This is a genomic window from Streptococcus rupicaprae, from assembly GCF_040545225.1.
Classification (GTDB): domain Bacteria; phylum Bacillota; class Bacilli; order Lactobacillales; family Streptococcaceae; genus Streptococcus; species Streptococcus rupicaprae.
Window position 1 is genome coordinate 43,005 of sequence record NZ_JBEPLO010000012.1, and the last position, 21,177, is coordinate 64,181.

The 21,177-nt window shown below is 46.7% G+C and carries 18 protein-coding genes; 3 read left to right on the forward strand and 15 right to left on the reverse strand.

Going from position 1 to position 21,177, the window contains the following annotated elements; all coding sequences use genetic code 11:
* Positions 1 to 502 precede the first annotated feature (502 nt).
* The 9 genes from ABID29_RS06420 to ABID29_RS06460 form a co-directional block, all read right to left on the reverse strand.
* Positions 503 to 1,009 (reverse strand): GNAT family N-acetyltransferase, encoded by a 507-nt coding sequence (locus tag ABID29_RS06420; RefSeq protein WP_354365227.1) that lies wholly within the window; start codon positions 1,007 to 1,009, stop codon positions 503 to 505.
* A 10-nt stretch (positions 1,010 to 1,019) separates the two neighbouring features.
* On the reverse strand, positions 1,020 to 1,655 hold the full coding sequence (locus tag ABID29_RS06425; RefSeq protein WP_435533158.1) for an ABC transporter permease: 636 nt from the start codon (positions 1,653 to 1,655) through the stop codon (positions 1,020 to 1,022).
* Positions 1,652 to 2,422, reverse strand: coding sequence for an ABC transporter ATP-binding protein (locus tag ABID29_RS06430; RefSeq protein WP_354365230.1), 771 nt, complete (start codon positions 2,420 to 2,422; stop codon positions 1,652 to 1,654). The genes ABID29_RS06425 and ABID29_RS06430 overlap by 4 nt, the downstream gene beginning before the upstream one ends.
* A 9-nt stretch (positions 2,423 to 2,431) precedes the next feature.
* On the reverse strand, positions 2,432 to 3,349 hold the full coding sequence (locus ABID29_RS06435) for a glycine betaine ABC transporter substrate-binding protein (RefSeq protein WP_354365231.1): 918 nt from the start codon (positions 3,347 to 3,349) through the stop codon (positions 2,432 to 2,434).
* A 13-nt stretch (positions 3,350 to 3,362) separates the two neighbouring features.
* The gene (locus tag ABID29_RS06440) at positions 3,363 to 3,995 is read right to left on the reverse strand and encodes an ABC transporter permease (protein ID WP_354365233.1); all 633 of its coding nucleotides are present in this window, start codon (positions 3,993 to 3,995) and stop codon (positions 3,363 to 3,365) included.
* Positions 3,976 to 4,971 carry a zinc-binding dehydrogenase gene (locus tag ABID29_RS06445; RefSeq protein ID WP_354365271.1) on the reverse strand — a complete coding sequence of 332 codons (996 nt, stop codon included), beginning with the start codon at positions 4,969 to 4,971 and terminating at the stop codon, positions 3,976 to 3,978. The genes ABID29_RS06440 and ABID29_RS06445 overlap by 20 nt, the downstream gene beginning before the upstream one ends.
* Positions 4,952 to 5,431 (reverse strand): MarR family winged helix-turn-helix transcriptional regulator, encoded by a 480-nt coding sequence (locus ABID29_RS06450; protein WP_354365234.1) that lies wholly within the window; start codon positions 5,429 to 5,431, stop codon positions 4,952 to 4,954. The genes ABID29_RS06445 and ABID29_RS06450 overlap by 20 nt, the downstream gene beginning before the upstream one ends.
* 144 nt (positions 5,432 to 5,575) lie before the next feature.
* Entirely contained in the window at positions 5,576 to 6,511 is a 936-nt protein-coding gene (gene dapA, locus ABID29_RS06455; protein ID WP_354365236.1) for a 4-hydroxy-tetrahydrodipicolinate synthase, read from the reverse strand.
* Between the two features lie 68 nt (positions 6,512 to 6,579).
* Positions 6,580 to 7,656, reverse strand: coding sequence for an aspartate-semialdehyde dehydrogenase (locus ABID29_RS06460; protein WP_354365273.1), 1,077 nt, complete (start codon positions 7,654 to 7,656; stop codon positions 6,580 to 6,582).
* A 320-nt stretch (positions 7,657 to 7,976) separates the two neighbouring features.
* On the opposite strand from ABID29_RS06460, the gene ABID29_RS06465 reads away from it, so the two are divergent.
* Both ABID29_RS06465 and ABID29_RS06470 read left to right on the forward strand, forming a co-directional pair.
* Positions 7,977 to 10,145, forward strand: coding sequence for a 5'-nucleotidase C-terminal domain-containing protein (locus tag ABID29_RS06465; protein WP_354365237.1), 2,169 nt, complete (start codon positions 7,977 to 7,979; stop codon positions 10,143 to 10,145).
* Positions 10,146 to 10,431: 286 nt separating this feature from the next.
* On the forward strand, positions 10,432 to 11,916 hold the full coding sequence (locus ABID29_RS06470; protein ID WP_354365239.1) for a DUF1846 domain-containing protein: 1,485 nt from the start codon (positions 10,432 to 10,434) through the stop codon (positions 11,914 to 11,916).
* 131 nt (positions 11,917 to 12,047) lie between these two features.
* Here the strand turns inward: ABID29_RS06470 and ABID29_RS06475 are convergent, their stop codons facing one another.
* The 5 genes from ABID29_RS06475 to rhaB form a co-directional block, all read right to left on the reverse strand.
* A complete protein-coding gene (locus ABID29_RS06475) occupies positions 12,048 to 12,623 on the reverse strand; it encodes an MptD family putative ECF transporter S component (RefSeq protein WP_354365240.1) in 576 nt (191 codons plus the stop codon).
* A 1,141-nt stretch (positions 12,624 to 13,764) separates the two neighbouring features.
* The gene (locus ABID29_RS06480) at positions 13,765 to 14,916 is read right to left on the reverse strand and encodes an iron-containing alcohol dehydrogenase (RefSeq protein WP_354365242.1); all 1,152 of its coding nucleotides are present in this window, start codon (positions 14,914 to 14,916) and stop codon (positions 13,765 to 13,767) included.
* 152 nt (positions 14,917 to 15,068) lie between these two features.
* On the reverse strand, positions 15,069 to 15,890 hold the full coding sequence (rhaD, locus tag ABID29_RS06485) for a rhamnulose-1-phosphate aldolase (RefSeq protein WP_354365243.1): 822 nt from the start codon (positions 15,888 to 15,890) through the stop codon (positions 15,069 to 15,071).
* Positions 15,891 to 16,057: 167 nt separating this feature from the next.
* Positions 16,058 to 17,317, reverse strand: a complete 1,260-nt coding sequence (rhaA, locus tag ABID29_RS06490; protein WP_354365244.1) for an L-rhamnose isomerase — start codon at positions 17,315 to 17,317, stop codon at positions 16,058 to 16,060.
* Positions 17,318 to 17,501: 184 nt separating this feature from the next.
* Positions 17,502 to 18,944, reverse strand: a complete 1,443-nt coding sequence (rhaB, locus tag ABID29_RS06495; RefSeq protein ID WP_354365245.1) for a rhamnulokinase — start codon at positions 18,942 to 18,944, stop codon at positions 17,502 to 17,504.
* 121 nt (positions 18,945 to 19,065) lie between these two features.
* Here rhaB and ABID29_RS06500 point away from each other — a divergent pair, with 121 nt between their 5' ends.
* Complete coding sequence (locus ABID29_RS06500; protein ID WP_354365246.1) at positions 19,066 to 20,037, forward strand: helix-turn-helix domain-containing protein; 972 nt, start codon at positions 19,066 to 19,068, stop codon at positions 20,035 to 20,037.
* Between the two features lie 218 nt (positions 20,038 to 20,255).
* Here ABID29_RS06500 and ABID29_RS06505 read toward each other — a convergent pair whose 3' ends face one another.
* On the reverse strand, positions 20,256 to 21,176 hold the full coding sequence (locus ABID29_RS06505) for an alpha/beta hydrolase (RefSeq protein ID WP_354365247.1): 921 nt from the start codon (positions 21,174 to 21,176) through the stop codon (positions 20,256 to 20,258).
* Position 21,177 lies beyond the last annotated feature (1 nt).

A 21,177-nucleotide genomic window follows, 5' to 3' on the forward strand; every position in this document is an offset into this window, starting at 1 on the left:
TTCCAATTTCATAGGCTTGATAAGCTCTTTGTATTTTGGGTCACCACAAAACTTAAGACAGCTACCTCCTTTTTTATTTTAGAGAACGCGTCTTGACCAGTTCTTCGAGCTCCTGCTGGAGAGGCCTTAAACCATCTCAGCTAGATCAGACTGGGCTTTATCATTCTCAAAACATCGTCTAGTCGGTAAAAAAATAGTGCCCTGTCAATGACAAGGCACCTGTAAATCCTTTTGCAAAAAAGACCAGTCTCCTAAATGCTAGGACTGTTCTGTCTATACAAGTCTACAAGACCTACCGAAGTAGATCAGCAAGCATTGCCTCACAGGACAAATCATGCGTCGCTTGTAGTTGATTTTGTTACCTTGCTCGCCTCTCTGGACGAATTTAAAGATGTTCTAAGGTGATATTAGCATATTTGCAGTTAAATGACAAGAAAAACCCAAACCTTAACGGCCTCTCTCAAGCTTTTTCCGAACATTGCCTTGGAAATTCCTCCCTCTTTCAAACCAGACGTTCAAAACTAAGATTTTCTTTGCCTCCTTGATTATACCAGTTGGGAATTTCTCCTTGGCAGACAAAGCCCATCCGCTCATAAAAAGGAATGCCCATCTGGTTGTTTTGAGCAACGGTGACTTGTTGGCGGTTAATCCCGTAGGTCGCTTTCTGGTGGTCGGTCAGAAAGTCAACGAGAGCACGTCCCAAGCCCTTTCCTTTGTGGTCTGGGTGAACATAGAGGACATAGATATGCCCAAAATTACCCTCACTGACACCGCCACCGATAGCCCCTAAGACGTGACCGTCTAGCTCAGCGACCATGTAGCCGTGCCAGTGCTGATCACTGGTTGAGCATTCTTTGGTCACTCGGTCGAGGTTGTAAAAGTCAGCGATCACCTGCTCGATATACTCTGGAGGATTCAAGTCCTTATAGGTCACACGCCAAGCGGCCGAACAGATAGCACAAATGGTAGCTGCGTCAGCCGGTGTTGCAAAACGGGTGGTGATGGTCATCTTAATTCTCCTATTCTGATAGAGACGACTGTTTCGGCGTCGCCAAGTCTTCTAAAAAATCAATCAAGAGGGAAAAGAGCCCACTCAAACTGACCGTTAGCCCGATGCCCCAGATGAGCTTGGTCAGAGATGCGGTGCGCAAGCCATCAAACAAGAGCGTCCCAAGCCCTCCAGCATTGATGGTCGCCCCAATGGTCGCCATAGCGATGATGGAGGTCGCTGCTAGCTTAATGCCTGCAAAGAGAGCAGGTACGGCTAAGGGCAGCTGAACAGTCACTAACAACTGCCCCTCGGTCATGCCCATGCCGCGTCCAGCCTCCAAAAGAGCTGGGTCAATCTCGGTCAAGCCTGATAAGAAACTCCGCACCAAGATATACTGAGCATAGAGGGTCAAAACGATAACCGTGGTCGTCTGCCCCAGACCTGTCAGAGGAATCAGCAGAGCAAAGAGGGCAAAGGAGGGCACCGCATACAAGACAGACAAAAGATAGACGGACACTTGCTGCAAGTGTGGAAAGCGCCAGAGAATCAAGGTCAACCCAATGCCAAAAACCAAGGCAAATCCCAGAGCCAGCAAGGTCAATTGGAGGTGTTCCAAGACCAAGCGAAAAAGCGTCTCACGATGACTGAGTGCATACTCCATCAGGTCAATCCTCCTACTAGCCTGTCCTGCCGCTGAACCGTTTCTAACAAGGATTTGACAAAATCCGTCTGAGGGGAAGCAATAATCTCCTGCGGACGGTCAAACTGCACCAGCCGCCCCTGGTCCATGACCATGACACGGTCGCCCAGATAGAGGGCTTCATGGATATCATGGGTGATGAGGACAAAGGTCTTGTCAGCCAAGGACTGGTGGAGAGTCTTGAGCTGGTCTTGCAGGTGATGGCGGGTGATGGCATCCACCGCCCCAAAGGGCTCATCAAATAACACCATCTGCGGATCGGCAGCTAGTGCTCTGGCTACTCCGACCCGCTGCTGCTGCTGTCCACCAGAGAGTTCCTTGGGGTAGCGATGGGCAAAGTCTCTGGCAGGGAGTTGCACCATGGTCAGCAGCTCCTCTACACGCTGATCAATCCGCTCGTTTTCCCAGCCCAAGAGTTTAGGGACAGTGGCGATATTGTCTCGGACAGTCAGGTGGGGAAAGAGCCCAATCTGCTGAACCACATAGCCAATTTGCCGACGGAGGGCAACAGGATCGGTCTCTGACAAGGGCTGACCATCTAACAAAATCTGTCCTGTGTCTGGCTCTAAGAGGCGGTTCATGAGCTTGAGCGTCGTCGTTTTTCCAGACCCTGATGTCCCTAAAATGGTAATAAATTCTCCCTTAGAGAGGGTAAAGGTCAAATCGGACAAGACTGGGGTATCGCCGTAGGTCTTTCCCACCCCCTCAAAAGTCACTAATGCTTGCGTCATCTGGTCTCCTTAGTTTGCGATGCTCTTGTAAAAGTCTTTGGCAACAGCCGTATAATCCTTACCGTCAACATCGACTTGAGCGTTGAGTTCGGTAACTTTTTCAGTCGTTAATTGGCTAGAAATCTTGTTCAAGGCTTGAGCAAGGTTTGGCTCTTTCTCAATCAAGTCGCTCTGGGCAACAGGAGCGATGTTGTAAGGTGGCCAGAAGGCCTTGTCATCTTCCAACAGGGTAAACTCATCTGTCTGAATGAGCTGACCTTCTGTAGTGTAGGCTGGCGTCACATCTGCTTCGTCGTTTTTCAGCACGCTGTATTTCAGGCTGTTGTCGTAGACCTTAGACGATTTCCAGTTAAACTCACCGTAAGCCGTCTTCAAGCCTGCCAAACCGTCCTCACGCTGGTCAAATTCCCCTTGGGACGCAAAGCGGAGGTCGCTCGCATGTTGTTGCAGGTCAGAGATGGTCTTGATGCCCAACTGCTTCGCCACGGCTGTCCGGGTAACCAAGCCCTGACTGTCTGTCGCTTGGGCGTAGTCTAACCACGTCAGCTTAAAGTCTTTGGCGTAGGCTGTTTTAACCGTCTGATAGACCTGTTCAGGGTCGGTTTCCAATGGCAACTTCAAAATAGCCAACAGCCCTGTCCCTGTGTACTCTGGGTAGAGGTCGATTTCCTTATTGGTCAAGGACGTATGCACCAAAGAGCTGGCGATGTTAAACTTGCGTTCAACGGTGTAGCCCTCATCTTCCAAGGCTAGGGCATAAAGCTCGGCAACGATAAGGTTTTCGGTGAAATCTTTTGAACCGATCCGCACGACTGGCTTGTCACCAGCTGCAGGTGCGCTCTGCTTTTGCCCAAAGAGAGCAAATAATCCTAAGCCAGCTAGGACAAGGAGGGCTAACAGACCTCCGAGGCGTTTTTTGTTTGTCATGTTTAACTCCTTTTTAGTGGGTTTGTTTGATGTGATGGATGAGCCCATCGAGGCTCAACATGGCAATAAGCGAGAGCAGGGCAACCGAGCCACCGCCCAAGAGCAAGAGATCGTAGCGATAGAGCCCCAACCCTGTGAAAATCAGAGTGCCCAGCCCTCCTGCTCCGATGTAGGTCGCTAGGCTAGCGGAGGCGATGATTTCCACTAGAGCCAGCTTGAGCCCTGTTAAGAGATGGGGAAGGGCTAGCGGAAAAGCGACCTTGAGCAAGACCTGCCTGTCTGTCATCCCCAGTCCCTTGCCCACTTCTTTCAGGCTCTCTGGGACTTGCACCAAGCCGACCAAGGTTTGTAGGATAATGGGCGGTAAGCCCAGCAGGACAAGGGCGATAAGGGCTGGCATTTGCCCGACGCCGATGAGGGGGATAAGGAAGAACAGCACACCCAGCGAAGGAATGACCCGCAGACCACCAGACAATCCTGTGATGACTTGCCTAAGTTTGGAGCGCTGGTAAGCCAGGTAACCCAAGTAGGTTCCCAAGACCAGGGCGATTCCCAGGGCCAGAAGACTGATCCAGATATGCTCCCAAAGATAGGTCAGGTACTGGTGGCTGTTGTGCGCTAAATAATCAACCAGTCTGGTCCACATGCGTAGCCTCCTTTACTTCTTCTGACAAGAGCACGACAACCTTACCAAAACTACCTTGGCTCTCTAAGTAACGATGGGCGTCTGCCACTTCTTCTAAGCCATGAAAAATCCGTTCAGGGCTTGTCTTGACCTCATGTTTGCCTACAAAGTCAAGAAGTTCCTGCACCTTTTGTGGGGACACATTTCCCGAATAGAAGGTTGTCAGATAAACATTGTTAGCTAGTTGCTCAATAGGGTCAAAATTGTCCAAGTACCACTGACCTCCCAACTGACCGCAGGAACAGAGAATGCCGCCTTCCTCCAAATAGCACAAACTGTCCTTAATGGTTTTTGGGCCAATAAGCTCCAGTATCTTGGTAAATGACTTGGATGATTGGAGTTGATTATCCTCATCGATAAAAACCTCATCATACCCCTCCGCTAGAAGCAACGGTTCTTTTGCCCTGTCTCGGCTAGTACCAACCAGATAAATGTCTGGATGTTGAGCCTTAAGTAATCGCGCAAAAGCCTGACCGACACCGCTTGTCGCGCCCCTGACCAAAACCTTATCTGTAGCACTGATATTCAAATTTTTGAGTGCGCCAAAGGCAGTATAATAAGTCTCTGGCAGGGCAACCAAGGCTGCCAAATCGAGGTCACTGACTACAGGATAGAGCTGCGAATCAGGCAACAAGGCATAATCAGCATAAGAGCCATCAAAGGCACGCCCCATCTCCCCCATAAAGGAAATAACCAGTTGCCCAGCGACCAAATCAGGAGAAGTCGTCTGCTCAACTTGACCGACGCATTCGATGCCCAAAATCCGAGGAAATTGTACACTTGGTGACCAGCCCTTACGGGTAAAAATTTCTGATCGGTTGATTCCAAACCCCAGCACTTTTACCAAGGTCCAGCCGTCTTTTAGTTCAGGCAGGGGAACTTGTGAGACTTGTAAGACGTCTGCTTCGCCAGGCTTTTCAACCCTGATAGCCTTCATCAGATTCATCGATTTTCCTCCTTTGCAGATTAGCTTTTAAATTAGCCAAAATTCGCTCTTGATAGCCTTCAAAGGCAGCCATTTCTTCCTTACTAAATCCCTCATAAAAAATGGTGGACAAGCGCTCGCTCACCCGCTTTCCGATGACTTCTTGTCCCCAGCCTTTTTCTGTCAAGTGCCAGATTTTTTTCCGCTTGTCATTGGGACAGGGCTGCTGCACAATCAAGCCCTGCTCCTCCAAGCGTTTAAGCATAGAGGTCAGGGTATTGTTGGCAAGCCCTGTGTGAATGGCAATATCTGTCGCCGTTCTTCGACCGTCATTTTGCCAAAAACTATACAAAATCTTCCCCTGCTCGCCGCTATACAAGGCATCAGACTCTTGTGAAATCAGCTGATGAAAGAGCCGACCATTTAGTAAACTAAGGTGGGTAGCTTGGTAGCCACCCTTTGCTTTGTCCATAGCAGAGCCCCTTTCTTTGATTTATTTCTATATCGAACAATAATCATTGTAGCATCTCCTTTTTTCTTTGTCAATTATTTCGATATAGAAATAGTTGACAAAGAAAAAAGAGCAGGATTGTCTGCTCTCTGGTATCATCATACTTTAATACTTCGGTCGAATCACACCTGTCACGGTTGCTTTTGTCGCTTCATAATCGCCATCAACGACGACCTTGATAATGCGCTTGGCGTCTTCTTCTGGCGCTGCGACTAATGGTAGACGAAGAGGTCCAACGTTGAATCCCATGTAGTTGAGGACAGCCTTGACAGGGGCAGGGCTCGGGTAGCTAAAGAGGGCGTTGACCTTAGGGATAAACTGGCGCTGAATAGCCGCCGCAGCCTTGATGTCGCTTCGCTCAATAGCTTCAAACATGGCGTGCATCTCGTCACCATTAGTGTGAGAGGCTACCGAAATCACCCCATCTGCTCCCAAATTCATGGCGTGGAAGGCATCACCATCTTCACCCGTATAGATGAGGAAGTCCTTTGGACGGTTCTCAATCAGGTAGGCGATATTGGCGAGGGTTGTACACTCCTTGACCCCAATGATATTGGGATGTTCTGCCAGACGAAGCATGGTCTCAGGCGTTAACTCCACCACCACGCGACCTGGGATGTTGTAGATGATAATCGGCAAGTCAGAGGCGTCAGCAATGGCCTTGAAGTGCTGATAGAGCCCTTCTTGCGACGGCTTGTTATAGTAAGGAACAATGGCAAGACCCGCCGCAAAACCACCGAATTTAGCCACTTCCTTGGCAAATTCGACCGAGTCACGCGTGTCGTTGGTACCGATACCTGCAATCAAGGGCACTCGGTCTTGGACAATCTCCTGCACCATCTTGAAAATCTGCAATTCTTCCTCGTGGGTCAGGGTCGGGCTTTCCGCCGTTGTCCCTGCCAAGAGAATGGCGTCAGTGTGATGAGCTAACAAATGCTCAATCAAGGCTGGATAGGCCGCAAAGTTAATCGAACCATCTTCGTTAAACGGTGTTACCAAGGCCGTGATAATTTTGGCCTGTCGTAGTTGCTCGATGGACATAAGAATTCCTTTCTAACGATGCTACTGAATTCAAGATGACTGACGATTCAGCCAATCATCTCATCACTCTACTTCAACTCAAATACGAGCTCGTCCGTTTTTCTCACCAAACCACGCTCGTGGAGGCTTTCAGCGATTTGGACTGAGTTCCAAGCAGCTCCTTTAAGAAGGTTGTCAGAAACCACCCACATATGAATACCATTCTCAATATCTAAGTCACGACGCACACGACCGACAAAGGTATCACGGCTGCCAACAGCGTTGATGGCCTGTGGGTAAACTTGGTTAGCGATGTCGTCTTCAAGGACAGCTCCTGGGAAGTTGGCAATGGCTGTCTTAACCGCTTCAATGTCTGCGACTTCCTTGGTCTCGATGTAAACCGACTCTGAGTGACCAGACAGAACAGGCACCCGCACGCAGGTCGCAGAGACCTTAATGCTGTCATCGCCCATGATTTTCTTGGTTTCCTTGGTCATCTTCATCTCTTCATAAGTGTAGGCGTTATCCGTGAAGAGGTCGATTTGCGGCAAGGCGTTAAAAGCAATCGGGTAGTGCTTCTTGTCGCCACCTGATGGGAGGATATTTGCCGTCACGTCTTTGGGCTCGACACCATCAACCACCACCTGACGGAGTTGCTCGATGGTCTCGGCAATAGCTTGCGCTCCTGCACCTGATACGGCTTGATAGGTGGAAACAATCACCCGCTCCAGACCCCAGTTCTGACGGATTGGCTCAAGCGCTACCATCATCTGAATAGTAGAGCAGTTAGGACAAGCAATAATCCCCTTGTGCTCATCCATAGCATGAGCATTGACCTCTGGCACGACCAAAGGTACATCAGGATTCATACGGAAGTAAGAGGTGTTGTCCACCACGACTGCTCCTGCCTTTACCGCGTATGGTGCAAACTTGGCAGAAGTCGATCCGCCCGCTGAAAAGAGGGCAATATCCACCCCTTCAAAACTATCTTCAGTAGTCAATTCAACTGTCACTTCTTGCCCCTTGTAGGTCAAGGTCTTGCCAGCTGAACGTGCTGACGACAGCAATTTAATCTGGTCGATTGGAAGACTTGACTCTTCCAACATCTTAATCATCTGTGTTCCAACGGCGCCTGTCGCACCAACAACGGCAACTGTATAGCCCATGTGTTTTACCTCATTTAATTTCTTAATCATTTAATTGTACTATATTATACTATGATTTGACTAAAAAAGAAAGCAAGCAAAGCCATTATTTTGAGAATTTTCTCAAAAAGATCATCAACTGATTTGAAAATTTCTTGCTATTTTATTTATATTTTCTTGGATATTTCAAAAACATACAGAAAACAATCGCTTTCTTTCATGTCGGTAATATTTTTGTTCGTCAAAATTAAAAATAATCGATTTTTTAAAAATAAATTAAAACAAACGTCCGTTTTTGGTGTATAATAGTTTTGAAAGAAAAATAAAATTAAGGAGATTTTATGAAACGCAAAACAGTTTTCTTAACGTCGTCCATGTTGCTCTTGTCTTCTCTCATTATTGATGAGAGTAATAAAGTCTTAGCTGAAGGGCAAAATGCTCCAACGCCTTTGGTTACTGAAACAGCCACCACGGACCCTGACAGTACTACTGTCAGCACAACAGAACCTGTATCTGTTGAACCCGCAGAAGCTGAAGAAAAGGCTCCTTTAGAGGAAGCAAAACCTGTTACTGCTACACCAGAAACACCAAGTGCGGTTATCCTCCATACCAATGATATTCACGGACGGATGCTGGAAGAGCGCGGTGTCATCGGTCTTGCTAAATTAGCAACGGTTGTTGAAAACGAACGTGCCAATACTGACCAAACGACACTTGTCTTGGATGCTGGTGATGCCTTCCAAGGCCTACCAATTTCCAATGCCAGCAAAGGAGCAGAAGTTGCTAAAGCCATGAACGCAATCGGTTATGATGCCATGGTTGTTGGTAACCATGAGTTTGATTTCTCCCTTGAAGAAGCTATAGCCTACAAAGAGAAATTAACCTTCCCACTCCTTTCGGTCAATACCTATGTCAATGGCGCACGCCTCTTTGAGCCTTCAACCATTATTGACAAGACACCTGATGTAGCGGGTGATGAATTTGTGGTTATCGGTGTTACTACCCCTGAAACATCCACCAAAACTCATCCTAAAAACGTGGAAGGCGTTACCTTTGCAGATCCTATTTCAGAAGTGAAAAAGGCGGTTGAGCAAATCGAAGCCAACGCCTTAGCCGAAGGTAAGACCTATAATCATTATATTATCCTGGCCCACCTCGGTATTGATGAAAGCACACCTGCTGAATGGCGCGGTGACGTACTTGCCAAAGCCCTCTCTGAATATGAAATCCTATCTGGTAAAAAGGTGATTGTGATCGACGGGCATTCTCATACGGTTCACACTGCCACCTACGGTAATAACGTCACCTATAGCCAGACTGGTAGCTACCTCAACAACATCGGCAAAATCACCTTGTCTGCTGACGGTCAAGTGACACCGTCGCTTATTAAACCAGATGACACAAAAGATTTAGTCCCTAATGAACAAGTGGCCAAAATCGTCGCTGACGCTAAAGCAGCCTTTGACTTAGAGAATGCAACGGTTGTTGTTCCAAATAATACCGTTGAATTTAACGGCGATCGTGAAAATGTCCGTGTTCGTGAGACCAACTCTGGAAATGCCATCACAGATGCGCTCTATGACTACGGCCGCAACGGTGGTTTCAAAAATCCAACCGATCTAGCTGTCACCAACGGGGGCGGCATCCGTGCTACCATCGCAGCCGATAAGCCAATTACTAAAGGCGACATCATTGCTGTCCTACCTTTCGGTAATATTATTTCTCAAATCGAAGTGAAGGGTAGTCAGATTCTAGACATGTTTGAAAAATCATTGAGCTCTACTCTTCAAACTAAGGAAGACGGCAGTCACATCACTGACGATAAGGGGCAACCGCTCTTTACCGCTGCTGGCTTCTACCTACAAGTCTCTGGCGCTCGCGTTTACTATAACCCTCTAGCTGAAGCTAAATCACGCGTTCTCAAGGTCGAAATTCTTAACCCAGATACAGGCACCTATACTCCTCTTGACAAAGAAAAGACCTATTATCTCGCAACCAATGACTTTGTAGCTGCCGGTGGAGATGGCTATACCATGCTAGGTGGGGCTCGTGAAGAAGGTCCTTCTATGGATGAAGTCTTTGCTGATTATTTGGCTAAGACCACTGACCTATCTAAATATGCCTCTATCAATAGCAACGAACGGGTTATTCCATTGACGCCTGAGGCTGATAGCGATGGCGATGGTATCATCAATAAGGATGAGTTAAGTCAGGGAACAAATCCATTCATGCCAAACCCTACTCCAAAACCAAGACCTAAGCCAAAACCAAATCAAACGCTTCCAACTTACCGCCCGGGCTACTATAAGCCAGTTGACCAAGAGGTTGATCAAAAAGACGAACCAAATCCTACTACGACTGTAGCGACTGGGACAATTCCTCCTAAGTCATCTGCTAAAGCATCAACAGCAACCCTTCCTAAGACGGGTGATTCAGGGGCAATCCTATCCCTTATTGGCATCGGCCTATTCTCTGGCTTGGCCTTGCCTAAGCGACGTAAAAAAGACTAAGCTCCTCTAGGACTACAACTTATCCATTTTTGGGGAGATTCTGATAACGATTTATTTAAAGCGGACTTTAAAGGGTCCGCTTTAAACTGGTTCAAATTTGGATGATAATAGCTAATTGAAATCTATTGGAAGCAGCCACCATCAAGCGATTTTGCTTTTATTTTCTAGTGGACAAAATCTCTGTCTCGTTTAGATTTCAAAAAAATTTCAGTTTATTCGTTTTTTAGTTGAAAAGAAGAGCAAAAAGGAGTAGAATATTTTCTTTAAAGAAGAAAGGAAGGTTCAAATGAAAAAAGGATTTGATAGCGAGACCTATCTGGAGGAACAGAGCCGATTTATCATGGAGCGTGTCAATGCACATGATAAGCTCTATCTGGAATTTGGCGGAAAATTGATCGGGGATTTTCACGCCATGCGGGTACTGCCTGGTTTCGATCCAGACGGCAAGGTCAAATTGCTCCATCGTTTGCGGGAACAAGCTGAAATTATCATCTGTATCTACGCTGGTGATCTTGAAAGCAACAAGGTGCGCGGTGACCTTGGCATTACTTATGATCGCGATCTTCTACGGATGATTGATGATCTACGTTATTGGGATTTGAGCATCAATAGCGTCCTCATCACACGCTATACTGGTCAACCTGCTGCTACTCAATTCAAGGCAAAATTAGAGCGCCACGGTCTCAAGGTCTACACCCATGGCTACACTGAGGGCTATCCGTTCGATGTGGATACCATTGTCAGCGATGCTGGCTATGGGCAAAATGCCTTTATCGAAACCAGCAAACCCTTAGTCATTGTGACAGCTCCTGGTGCCAACAGTGGTAAGTTGGCGACCTGTCTTAGTCAGCTTTACCATGAAACCAAGCGTGGCAGAAAAGCAGGTTACGCCAAATTTGAAACCTTCCCTGTCTGGAATCTGCCTCTCAAACATCCTGTCAATGTGGCCTACGAGTCTGCAACAGCTGACTTAGAAGATGTCAACTTGATCGACCCTTATCACCTGGAAAAGTATGGTGTCACAACGATTAACTACAATCGAGACATCGAAGCCTTCCCATTATTAAGACGGATTCTAACTAAGATTAACGGCTCTGATATCCCTTACTATTCACCGACTGACATGGGGGTCAACCGTGTCGGCTCTGCTATTTTTGACGATGAAGTCGTCCAAGAAGCCGCTAAGCAAGAAATCATCCGCCGCTACTATACTCTGCAAGTTGATTACAAAAAGGGGACAGTCAGTCTCGAGGCCGCCCAGCGGGGCAAACTGATCATGGATGAGATGGGACTGAGCCCTGAGGATCGTCCAGTAGTAGCTGCTGCCAATCAACGGAGCCAGGCGATTAAGGAACCTGTCGTCGCCATTCAGTTGGCGGACGGTCGCATCATTACAGGAAAGCGAAGCCAGAGCATGACCTCTGCTGCTGCCTGCCTGCTCAACTGCCTCAAGGCCTTAGCGAACATCAGCGAAGATCTCCATCTCATGCCTCCGGTCATCTTGGATGCCATCAACAAGCTCAATCATAACCAATTCAAACACGAAGATAAGATTATTGACAGTAAGGAAGCTTTGATTGCCCTTAGCATGTCAGCAGTCACCAATCCTTCTGCTGAGGCAGCGCTCCAACAATTAGAACACCTTCGTCATCTCCAAGCCCATAGCAGCGCTATCCTGCCTTCGGCTGATGAAGCGGTGTTCAGGGACCTAGCTATCATGGTAACCAGTGAACCTAAATTTGCGACAGAAAGCCTCTTTTATGGCAATTAAGCACTCAAAACAGTAATGCTGAGATTTCCCCATGCGATGAGGGCTGATTACCGGGTAAAGTCTAACAGTAACCAAAAAGCTAGTCATTCCAGACTAGCTTTTTGTGATATCGCAAACTAAGATTAGTCCCATTATGCGACTTTGGCAACTCGTTTTCTGACGAAATACTGACCTAGAAGGCCTCCGATAAGGGCTCCAACGGTTACTGTTCCGATCAAGAAAAGCAGAGTCTCAACCGAAAAATCAAGCATGACCCTATTGACATAAGCCATGTCCTTTCCCCTTTTCAATAACTGTTGAATATAGGCGTCACGGGCAAACCACATGAGCAAAATGGGTCCTAAATTCCCTAGGGAGAAAAGAATATAGGAGACAAGATTGTGCCATTTAGATCGATAATGCCCCATCTTAGCCACACCATCTGCTAGAAGGCCACAGATAAGGTTAGGCAAGAATGAAAAGAGATAATGGCCTGACAGGAAGAAAAAGGAAGCCATAACAAGGCCCAAAAAGGTAATGCCTCCCCACTTAGGGACCTTATGCAACAAGGTCATGTAAGTAACACCAGCCGTCACTCCCGAAAAGGCAGGGGCTAAAATCATATTCCCACTGCGAACAGCAATTAACTCCACTGCTGTCCCTACGCCTACACATAAAAAATAAAGAACCCCAAATAGGCCAATTTGTTTTAATTCCTTGGATGTCACTGTTTCATCTCCAATCAAAAATAGTATTAGGTACTGAGCCTGCTCGCCTATTATATCATATTCTCAACAGGAAGGGGGACTTTAGGATTCTATTTTTATGCTTTAGAAGGGAAGTGGGAAAGAATGCCAACAAACGAAAAAGCGCTCGTCTTCGCTATCTTATTTCAAGTCCCAGACCTGAAACTATCCACTGGACAGTTTCACTCCCACCCCCTCACAGTTGATTAGGTCAGTTTTGGAGCCCATAAAGCGAACAAAACTGCCAATCAGCAGTGGTTGCTTGGAACTAAGAACCTGTATTCACAATAGGGATGCTAAACTAATTAGGCTAGTTTTTGTCCAAATGAGAACAATTTTTTGCAGGGATAATGCCTGTATTTCCAGGACATCTGATAGTGAGTAAGCTAAAATTAGCCCATTCTAGTAGTGTTTCTGTTGTGAATACAGGTTCTAAAGTTCCTTTTGACGCTGACGGCGTCGGCTTCATTTCCAACTTCCAAAGGTCCCCCGGACCTTTGGAACTATGCAGGAGCAAGACTAAAACTGGCAAAGCTAGTATTGTCTCTCTCCAATTTCTAGGAGACAACCTTGGACAGCCTAACCCCAGGCTATCCAAGCTCCCAACCACTGCGTCAAGCTGTTTTTTCTAGCATAGTTTCAATAGGGCTGACTTTTTGCCCAGCCTCAAGAAATGTAAAAATGCTGGAGAAATCGATATTTCCTTACTAGATCAACGAGGCTCAAAGAAAATCAATCTAGACTAGCACAGGTGTTTAACCCCAAACTCAATAGGAGTCTGGCTAACATCTGCACTAGTTTAGGGAGAAAAGGGTGTCGATTTTCGCTTCAAATCTTTCTAGAAAACTTAACGCCTTCTCTTTTGTATTTCAAAACGTATGAGACGGCTCCTTAGAGAAATTCCTGTAGACACGGTGAAAAGTTAGAGCCTAGTAGATGGCTTAAGGCTTCTTTACCCCCTTCTCCATCTTCCTAAAACAATGACTGGAAATAAACAAGACAAGGAAGCATCTGGCAAGCATTCCTTGTCTGTTTTTGGTATTTAGCTTTTAAGAGATAAAGTCTCTTCAATGACTGGCTGGGTCTTGCCTATCTCCAGTTAAAAATGCTTGAAACAAGGGACTTAGAAGAGCTCTTTGTAGTAGGAGATGGTTTCTTCCAAGGTTGGAGTAAATGGATTGCCTGGAGCACAGGCGTCGATCAAAGCGTTCTTAGACAGGTATTCAAAGTCGAAGTCTTCTTCTTTGATACCGAGTTCAGTCAGCTTTTTCGGAATGCCCACTGTCGCAGAGAGGTTTTCAATTTCAGCGATGGCATAGCTGGCACATTCTTCATCTGTCTTACCGTCAATAGCAAAGCCGAATGCTTTGGCCACATTGCGGAAGGCTGCTGGAACCCGTTTGGCGTTTTCTCGCTCAATAATCGGCAAAAGCATGGCACAGCAAACACCGTGGGGCAGGTGGTAAACAGCGCCCAACTGATGGGCCATAGAGTGGACATAGCCTAGGCCTGCATTATTAAAGGCCATACCGCCTAGGAAGATGGCATTGACCATAGCTTCACGGGCTTCGATATCCTGGCCATTTTCCACCGCACGAGGGAGGTACTCTTTGATGAGCTCGATGGCTCCGATAGAGAGTTTCTTAGTCACGTCATAGGCACCTGGTGTCACTAGAGCTTCGATGGCATGGGTCAGGGCATCCATACCAGTCGCCGCTGTTAAGTCTGCTGGCTTGGACAGCATGAGCTCAGGGTCGTTGACCGACATGATGGCCAGGCTGTTTTTGTCGACCATAACCATCTTGACCTTGCGGTCTTCGTCCGTAATCACGTAGTTAATCGTGATTTCAGCAGATGTGCCTGCAGTGGTGTTGATGGCTACGACTGGTAAGCCCTTATTGGCAGACTTGTGCAGGCCTTCTAATTCTTGCGGTGTGACGTCATTGGTGGCCATGACAGAGATACAGCTGGCAGCATCCTGAGGAGAACCACCACCGACAGAGACGATGAAATCACAGTCATTTTCTTTCAAAACAGCTAAACCATCATAGACATTTTTACAAGATGGGTTTGGAGCCACATCCTCAAAGACAATGTAGTCAATACCCGCTGCTGTTAGGGGAGCTGTGACCTTTGGCAAAATGTCACTAGAAGCGATGAAGTGATCCGTCACCACCAAGGCTTTTTTAAAGCCCAAATCCTTGACATAGTCACCAAATTCATTAATGACTCCACGGCCGATGAGGTTGACTGCAGGAACATAAAAAGTTGACATGGGTAATTCTCCTTAATATATTATTTTTTGGTTACGTTTACATTATACCTTTTTGAAGAGGTTCCTTCAAGAACAAAGTGATTTTTTTCACTTATTTACCTAAAAGTCAAGAGCGACAGACGCTCTCAACCCTTTATAGTAGCCTTGTCAATTTATAGGTCTAAAAACCCATCGTGTGGCTGTTGGCCAAAATAATCCGCAATCTCTTGCAACTCTTGGTCTGTAATTTCTTGCAGAATTTTTCCGCCCTGAGCCCCTACTTGCGAGAAAATCATGGCAGCTTTTTCGATGACTTCGACCAAGCCATAGGTCTCATCAAGGCTCACCCCCGAAGCGAAGAGGCCATGATGTGGCCAAAGGACTGCCTGAAATTCAGCCATTTTTTCAGATGTCTTAATTCCGATGGCATTGGTCCCTGGGGTCATATAAGGAATAATTCCGATACCTTCTGGGAAGACTACGATAGACTCAGCCTGCATTTTCCAAAGGATCCGTGACAAATGACGCTCATCCAGCGGCTGGGTGAAGCTCATGGCAATCAAATTGGTCGGATGGCAATGGAAAATCACACGCTGGTTAGGATTAACCTTGAGCCGTTCAATATGGCTCATAAGGTGACTCGGAAACTCCGAAGTAGGTTTGCCACCATCTTCAAAACCCCAAACAATATCATAACGTTGGCCATCCGCAGAGATTTTCACTAGACCTAGGTCCAAGTTTGGACGGCTATAGACATTGCGGAAATACCGGCCAGTCCCAGTCACCAAGTAATAGTAACCTGCAAGAGCTGAGGCATCGAAACCCAGTTCATAGGTCGCTTTGACTTCTTGAACGTCTTCGTAAGCCTCTACTTCTTCTGGCAGGAGACGGTAGGAGACATTGCCACCGTTACGCTCGTCCCAGTAGCGCAGGTAAGACTCACGCGTCACTTCACGCATGTTCAACACATAAGGGGAATCAATAAATTTTGTCATAGTCTTAATGATGGGGGGTAAAAAGCCAGCACAATTAGGCGTTTTACACAGAGCACTTGTCCCAAGGACAGTCTCATTTTCTGACGCTTTTCATCCGAACGCGCTGGCTCAGAGCCCCCTCCTTCCTTTCTTTTGGTCAATTATTTATTTTTAGGCAAGGGATACGGTTATCTGCGTTCTGCTAAAACGGTTTTTTCATAGTCCTGAACGTCTTTTAGCCAATCCAAGCCCACTGGCACACCATTTTGCTCACAGAAATAATTCCAAACATCGGCATAAGGGAAGTCCTTCAACTCTTCTGTGTAAGCCAAGCGAGAGGTCAAGTCAAACTGGTTTTCCAGGTCTTTGAGCTGCTCCGTCGGTTCAAGAAGCGCCTTAAGCAGGGCTTTTTGGGTATTGCGGGTCCCGATCACCCAAGCAGCGATACGGTTGATGGTCGCATCAAAGAAATCCAGCCCGATCACCGTCTTGTCCAGCAAGCCGTTTCGGATAATCTCCTTGGCAATATCCTGCAACTCGTCATCCATAATCACCACGTGATCAGAATCCCAACGGACAGGACGAGAAACATGGAGCATGAGGGCTTTTTCGCTAAACAGGGAAAGGGAGGATAGTTTATTGGAAATCACCTCTGTCGGATGGAAATGGCCAGCGTCCAACAGGATCGCCTTGTTGCGCGTCAAACCATAGCCCATGTAAAACTCGTGAGAGCCTACGGTGTAGGCTTCTGCTCCCAGACCAAAGAGCTTGCTTTCGACAGTATCCACATTGTATTTCTCGTCGATCTCAACGGAGAAAATCTCGTCCAAGGACTCCATGAGGCGCTTGCGAGGTGACAGGCGATCGATCGGATTATCCTTGAAACCATCTGGCACCCAGAAATTGGTGTAGCAGGTTTGGCCTAATTCTTTGCCGAAATACTCAGCCACTCGGCGACTGCGCTTGCCGTGCTCAATCCAATAATCGCGCACCTCCTTATCCGGATGAGAAAGCGTCAGCCCATCTTTCATCATAGGATGTGAGAAGAAGGTTGGGTTAAAGTCTAAACCAAGCCCCTGGGCCTTGGCCCAGTCCACCCATTTTTCAAAGTGCTTAGGCTCGATTTGGTCAAGGTCTACCGCTTCATCCGTATCCAGGTAAATCGCATGGAGGTTAAGCTTATGCTTGCCTGGAATCAGCGAATAAGCCTTCTCCAAGTCTGCGCGAAGCTGGTCTGGCGTGCGCGCTGCCCCTGGATAATTTCCTGTTGACATGATGCCACCTGTGGTTTCACCGTCTGGGTTGAGGAAGCCTTTCACGTCATCTCCTTGCCAACAATGCATGGAAATCTTAATGTCCTGCAAGACTTTCAGAGCAGCATCTGTATCCACACCGATGCTGGCATATTTAGCTTTAGCCTCTTGGTAACGTTGTTCAATGGTTGTCATAAGGTTCTCCTTTATTAGTATTTGTGAGTATGGCCTAAGAAGTTGTCAGTGGGATTGTTGCTACTAACTGTTCACTGTGTCATCGATCTAGTTCTCAAATCCTTACCAATCTGGTTTGACCGTCTGGATGCTCTGAACTTCTGGATGGACATGGTCAACAGCTTTAACTTCCTAATCCTCTGTTTTAAAATACGGTTTGCTGGTATTTTCTCAAATGATCTTCATCAGTGGTAACTTGTGGCTCAAAATGGGCCAGTTCTTGATGATCTACAAGCCATTGCCGGGCTTCCGCTAAATCCTTCAACTCACCCGATGCAATCATCTGAACCATGATATTACCAATAGCTGTCGCTTCTGCTGGGCCAGCGATGACGGGCTTGCCTATCAAATCCGCCGTCAATTGATTTAAGAGAGCGACATTGCTGCCACCTCCGACAATGTGGAGTACTTCTAAAGATTTGCCGGTCAATCCTTGCAAAATCTGCCACTCGTGGGCGTAGGCTAAGGCCAAATTAGAATAGACACACATGACCAGCTCACCCACCGTTTCTGGAACCACCTGATGGCTTTCACGACAGGCTGCTTGAAGTTCTTCGATCATGTTATCTGGATTGGTGAAGCGGTCTTCGTTGAGATTAATATACTGTAAGAAGGGTTTGACCTTCTTGGCCTGCTCTGCCATTTCCGCAAAAGAGTAGCGATAATCTAGCTGGCGTGCAATTTCTTGCACCGTCCACATGCCTGTAATATTTTTAAGAAAACGATAGGTCTGATAGGCTCCCCATTCATTGGTGTAGTTTGCTTGGAAGGCGGACTCTGTGACGATTGGCTGATCCGTTTCTACTCCAATGAGTGACCAGGTGCCGCTGGAGATATAGGCGTAATTGTCCCTAATAGCCGGCACACCGACCACTGCTGAAGCGGTGTCATGGGTCGCCACCGCAATGACTTGGGCGTGTGGCAAATGATACGTTTCATAAAGTTCTGGTCTCAACTCGCCAATGATTTGACCAGTTTCGATCAAGTCAGGAAGCTTGTCCGAGGCAAGCCCTGCAAGAGCCAACAAGTCTTGATCGTAAGTGCGACTATGGATATTGAGGTATTGGGTCGTTGAAGCATTGGTCACTTCCCCTGTCTTTTGACCAGTCAAGTGATAAGCAATATAATCTGGAATCATAAGTAAAGTATCCGCTTGACCCAATGATTCATTGTCTTCAGTATAGACCTGATAAAGCGTGTTAAAGTTCAAAAACTGAATGCCCGTCTTATCATAAATCTTAGCTTTAGGAATCTTTTCAAAGACCTGGTCCATAACTCCCTGAGTCCTACTATCCCGGTAGGCAATCGGTTCTGCCAAGAGTTGCCCTTCCTCATCAAGAAGGACATAATCCACTGCCCATGTATCAATACCAACCGTGCAAGTCTCTATTCCTCTGGCCTTGACTTTTGCCAAGCCAATCAAAATCTCTTCGATCAGTGTGGTCAACTGCCACCGATCATGACCATCCTGCCTGCTAAAGCCATTTTTAAAGCGATGCACTTCAACCAGGTCAAGCGCCTGGCTAGTATCCGCTAGAATCACACGACCGCTGGATGCTCCGATATCAACTGCAACATGATAGGTCATCGATCATCCTTCTTTCTTCTTGTTATCGTTTACATTTAGCATTTTACCATTTCGCTTATTTATGTTACAATATCCTTAAAACAGATAAGTTGTATCAAATTTACAGGTTTAGAAGACGCGCATGAACACACTCAAACATTGGCTTTTTAAACACACAGAGCACGAAGATCGGCAGTTAAACGAACAGCATTTTGTCAGTGATTTTCCAGAATTAACACAGGTCGGTGAGCAGGCCATTCCTGTCATCAGCCAGAAGATTTTTGGAGCCAATAAGGACGTCTACATCAGCAAGCACAGCCGATTTGCAGACTATCCTGCCCACGCTCACCAGTTTTTAGAGATTAACTATGTCTATCATGGCAGCTGCCGACAGATCATCAACGGTAAAGACTATACCTTTCAGGCTGGGGACATTATTCTCATGGATACAGACAGTGTCCACTCCATCCAAGCCCTCGGTGAAGAAGATATTCTGCTTAATATTCTCTTTCAGGACAAGGCTATTTCATTGGAATGGCTGAGCCAGCTCCAGAGCCACAATAGCCTTATTTACCAGCTTCTGCTCAGTGAGACGTTAACGGAAAAAGGGCAGAGCAACTTTGCCATTTTCCCAGCAAGCAAGACCAAAAACGTCCTTCCACTACTGGATCAACTCTTGGAGGAGTATTTCTTTCCCGGTGATTTTTCGGATAAGATGATCAGCCACTATTTGTCTATCCTGATGTATCATTTGGCCAGAACCTTGTCCCAGGTCAATCAGGAAACCTTACTCAATAAAACCAGCGATCCCTACACCAAGGTGCTGGAAATGATTGACCAGAATTATGAACATTTGGATCTGAGTACCGCTGCTAAACAGTTGAACTTTAATAAAAACTATCTGAGTAATCTGATCAAGGAGCGCAGTGGCAAGACCTTTACCCAGCTCCTCCACCAGAAACGCCTCTCACGCGCCAAACTCCTTATCGAATCGACCCAGCTCCCCATCCACGATATCGCTCAGCAAACAGGCTTTTCAAACCGAACCTTCTTTTACAAAAAATTTGAAGAAGCTTATGGCGTGAAGCCTTCTGAATTGCGAGGACGAGTCTGAAAAAAGTACCAAATAGAGATTCTACAATCTTGATCCCCACAAAAGTGACTATATAAAAAAGCGAACACATCGTTTTCTATTGAATAGAAGTCTAGGTGTTCACTTTTTCTTTTGTGTCAGAGAGTTACTAGTATCTAGTTGCAGAGATAACTATCTGCTATAACTTAGCTTACAGTTAATCGCCAAAACTGACAACTGTTAGATATTATGGCAATCATCTAATCCTCCAAAGGCAGGGCAAACCGTTTTTCAAGCCAAATCTCTGCCAAATCAATCCAGCGTCTGGCTGCTGAATCGATATGAGAGGCCTTTCGAGCCGTTGCCTGCGTCGCCAGTGCTAGGCCATGCTCACCCTCTTCAAAAATGTGCAATTCAAAAGGAATCTTCTGAATAGCCAAAGCGGTCGCCAAGCGCGTCGATTGATCGACGCCGACCAACCGATCTCCTGCAGTAGCCCAAATAAACATAGGTGGTGTAGCTTCATCAACCAAACATGCACTAGAAGCTTGTAACAGTTGATCGGCTGTCGGCTCTGAAGTTCCGAAAAAGACTCGGTTTGCCGTTTTAAAAAGCGCCTGGCTCATCTCGTCTTGAGACCTAACGGCCTCTTGATGACTGATGTAGTCCGTGACTGGGTAACCAGCAATGACCGCTGCTGGTTGTAATTTAGCCTTGTTAAACTCATTAGTCAGGATTGATTTATTCCAATGAACGGCATAGTTGGTCACGTTATTGCCACCAGCTGAAAAGCCACAAAGAGCAATCTTATCTGTGTCCACCAGCCACTCTTCCTCCTTGTCGTGAAGGAGGGTAAAAACCTTTGCAATATCCCGAATCTGAGCTGGAAACACCGTGTCCTCTCTTGGAACAATTCCCTTTTGAAAAGCCTCTTCCAGAGCTAGTCGTTCATTTACCTGAACATGGTAACGCAGGACAAAGGCATGGTAGCCCATGGCCGCAAACCGAAGGGCGACTGCTTCACCTTCCCGATCCGAGCAAAACAAGTAGGCTCCGCCAGGACAAATGATAATAGCCGGGCGTTTTTTCCCATTGAGCAACTCAGGTGAGTCATCTAGAATGTAAGCAGTAACGTCTACCTGAGGACAGTTATTATCCAAGCCATATTTTTCTACTAACATC

Bases quoted from the DNA above. Each gene is read 5' to 3' on its own strand.
- ABID29_RS06420 (WP_354365227.1), bottom strand. From the start codon at position 1,009: ATGACCATCACCACCCGTTTTGCAACACCGGCTGACGCAGCTACCATT.
- ABID29_RS06430 (WP_354365230.1), bottom strand. From the start codon at position 2,422: ATGACGCAAGCATTAGTGACTTTTGAGGGGGTGGGAAAGACCTACGGC.
- ABID29_RS06435 (WP_354365231.1), bottom strand. From the start codon at position 3,349: ATGACAAACAAAAAACGCCTCGGAGGTCTGTTAGCCCTCCTTGTCCTA.
- ABID29_RS06440 (WP_354365233.1), bottom strand. From the start codon at position 3,995: ATGTGGACCAGACTGGTTGATTATTTAGCGCACAACAGCCACCAGTAC.
- ABID29_RS06445 (WP_354365271.1), bottom strand. From the start codon at position 4,971: ATGAAGGCTATCAGGGTTGAAAAGCCTGGCGAAGCAGACGTCTTACAA.
- ABID29_RS06450 (WP_354365234.1), bottom strand. From the start codon at position 5,431: ATGGACAAAGCAAAGGGTGGCTACCAAGCTACCCACCTTAGTTTACTA.
- dapA (WP_354365236.1), bottom strand. From the start codon at position 6,511: ATGTCCATCGAGCAACTACGACAGGCCAAAATTATCACGGCCTTGGTA.
- ABID29_RS06460 (WP_354365273.1), bottom strand. From the start codon at position 7,656: ATGGGCTATACAGTTGCCGTTGTTGGTGCGACAGGCGCCGTTGGAACA.
- ABID29_RS06465 (WP_354365237.1), top strand. From the start codon at position 7,977: ATGAAACGCAAAACAGTTTTCTTAACGTCGTCCATGTTGCTCTTGTCT.
- ABID29_RS06470 (WP_354365239.1), top strand. From the start codon at position 10,432: ATGAAAAAAGGATTTGATAGCGAGACCTATCTGGAGGAACAGAGCCGA.
- ABID29_RS06480 (WP_354365242.1), bottom strand. From the start codon at position 14,916: ATGTCAACTTTTTATGTTCCTGCAGTCAACCTCATCGGCCGTGGAGTC.
- rhaD (WP_354365243.1), bottom strand. From the start codon at position 15,890: ATGACAAAATTTATTGATTCCCCTTATGTGTTGAACATGCGTGAAGTG.
- rhaA (WP_354365244.1), bottom strand. From the start codon at position 17,317: ATGACAACCATTGAACAACGTTACCAAGAGGCTAAAGCTAAATATGCC.
- rhaB (WP_354365245.1), bottom strand. From the start codon at position 18,944: ATGACCTATCATGTTGCAGTTGATATCGGAGCATCCAGCGGTCGTGTG.
- ABID29_RS06500 (WP_354365246.1), top strand. From the start codon at position 19,066: ATGAACACACTCAAACATTGGCTTTTTAAACACACAGAGCACGAAGAT.
- ABID29_RS06505 (WP_354365247.1), bottom strand. From the start codon at position 21,176: ATGTTAGTAGAAAAATATGGCTTGGATAATAACTGTCCTCAGGTAGAC.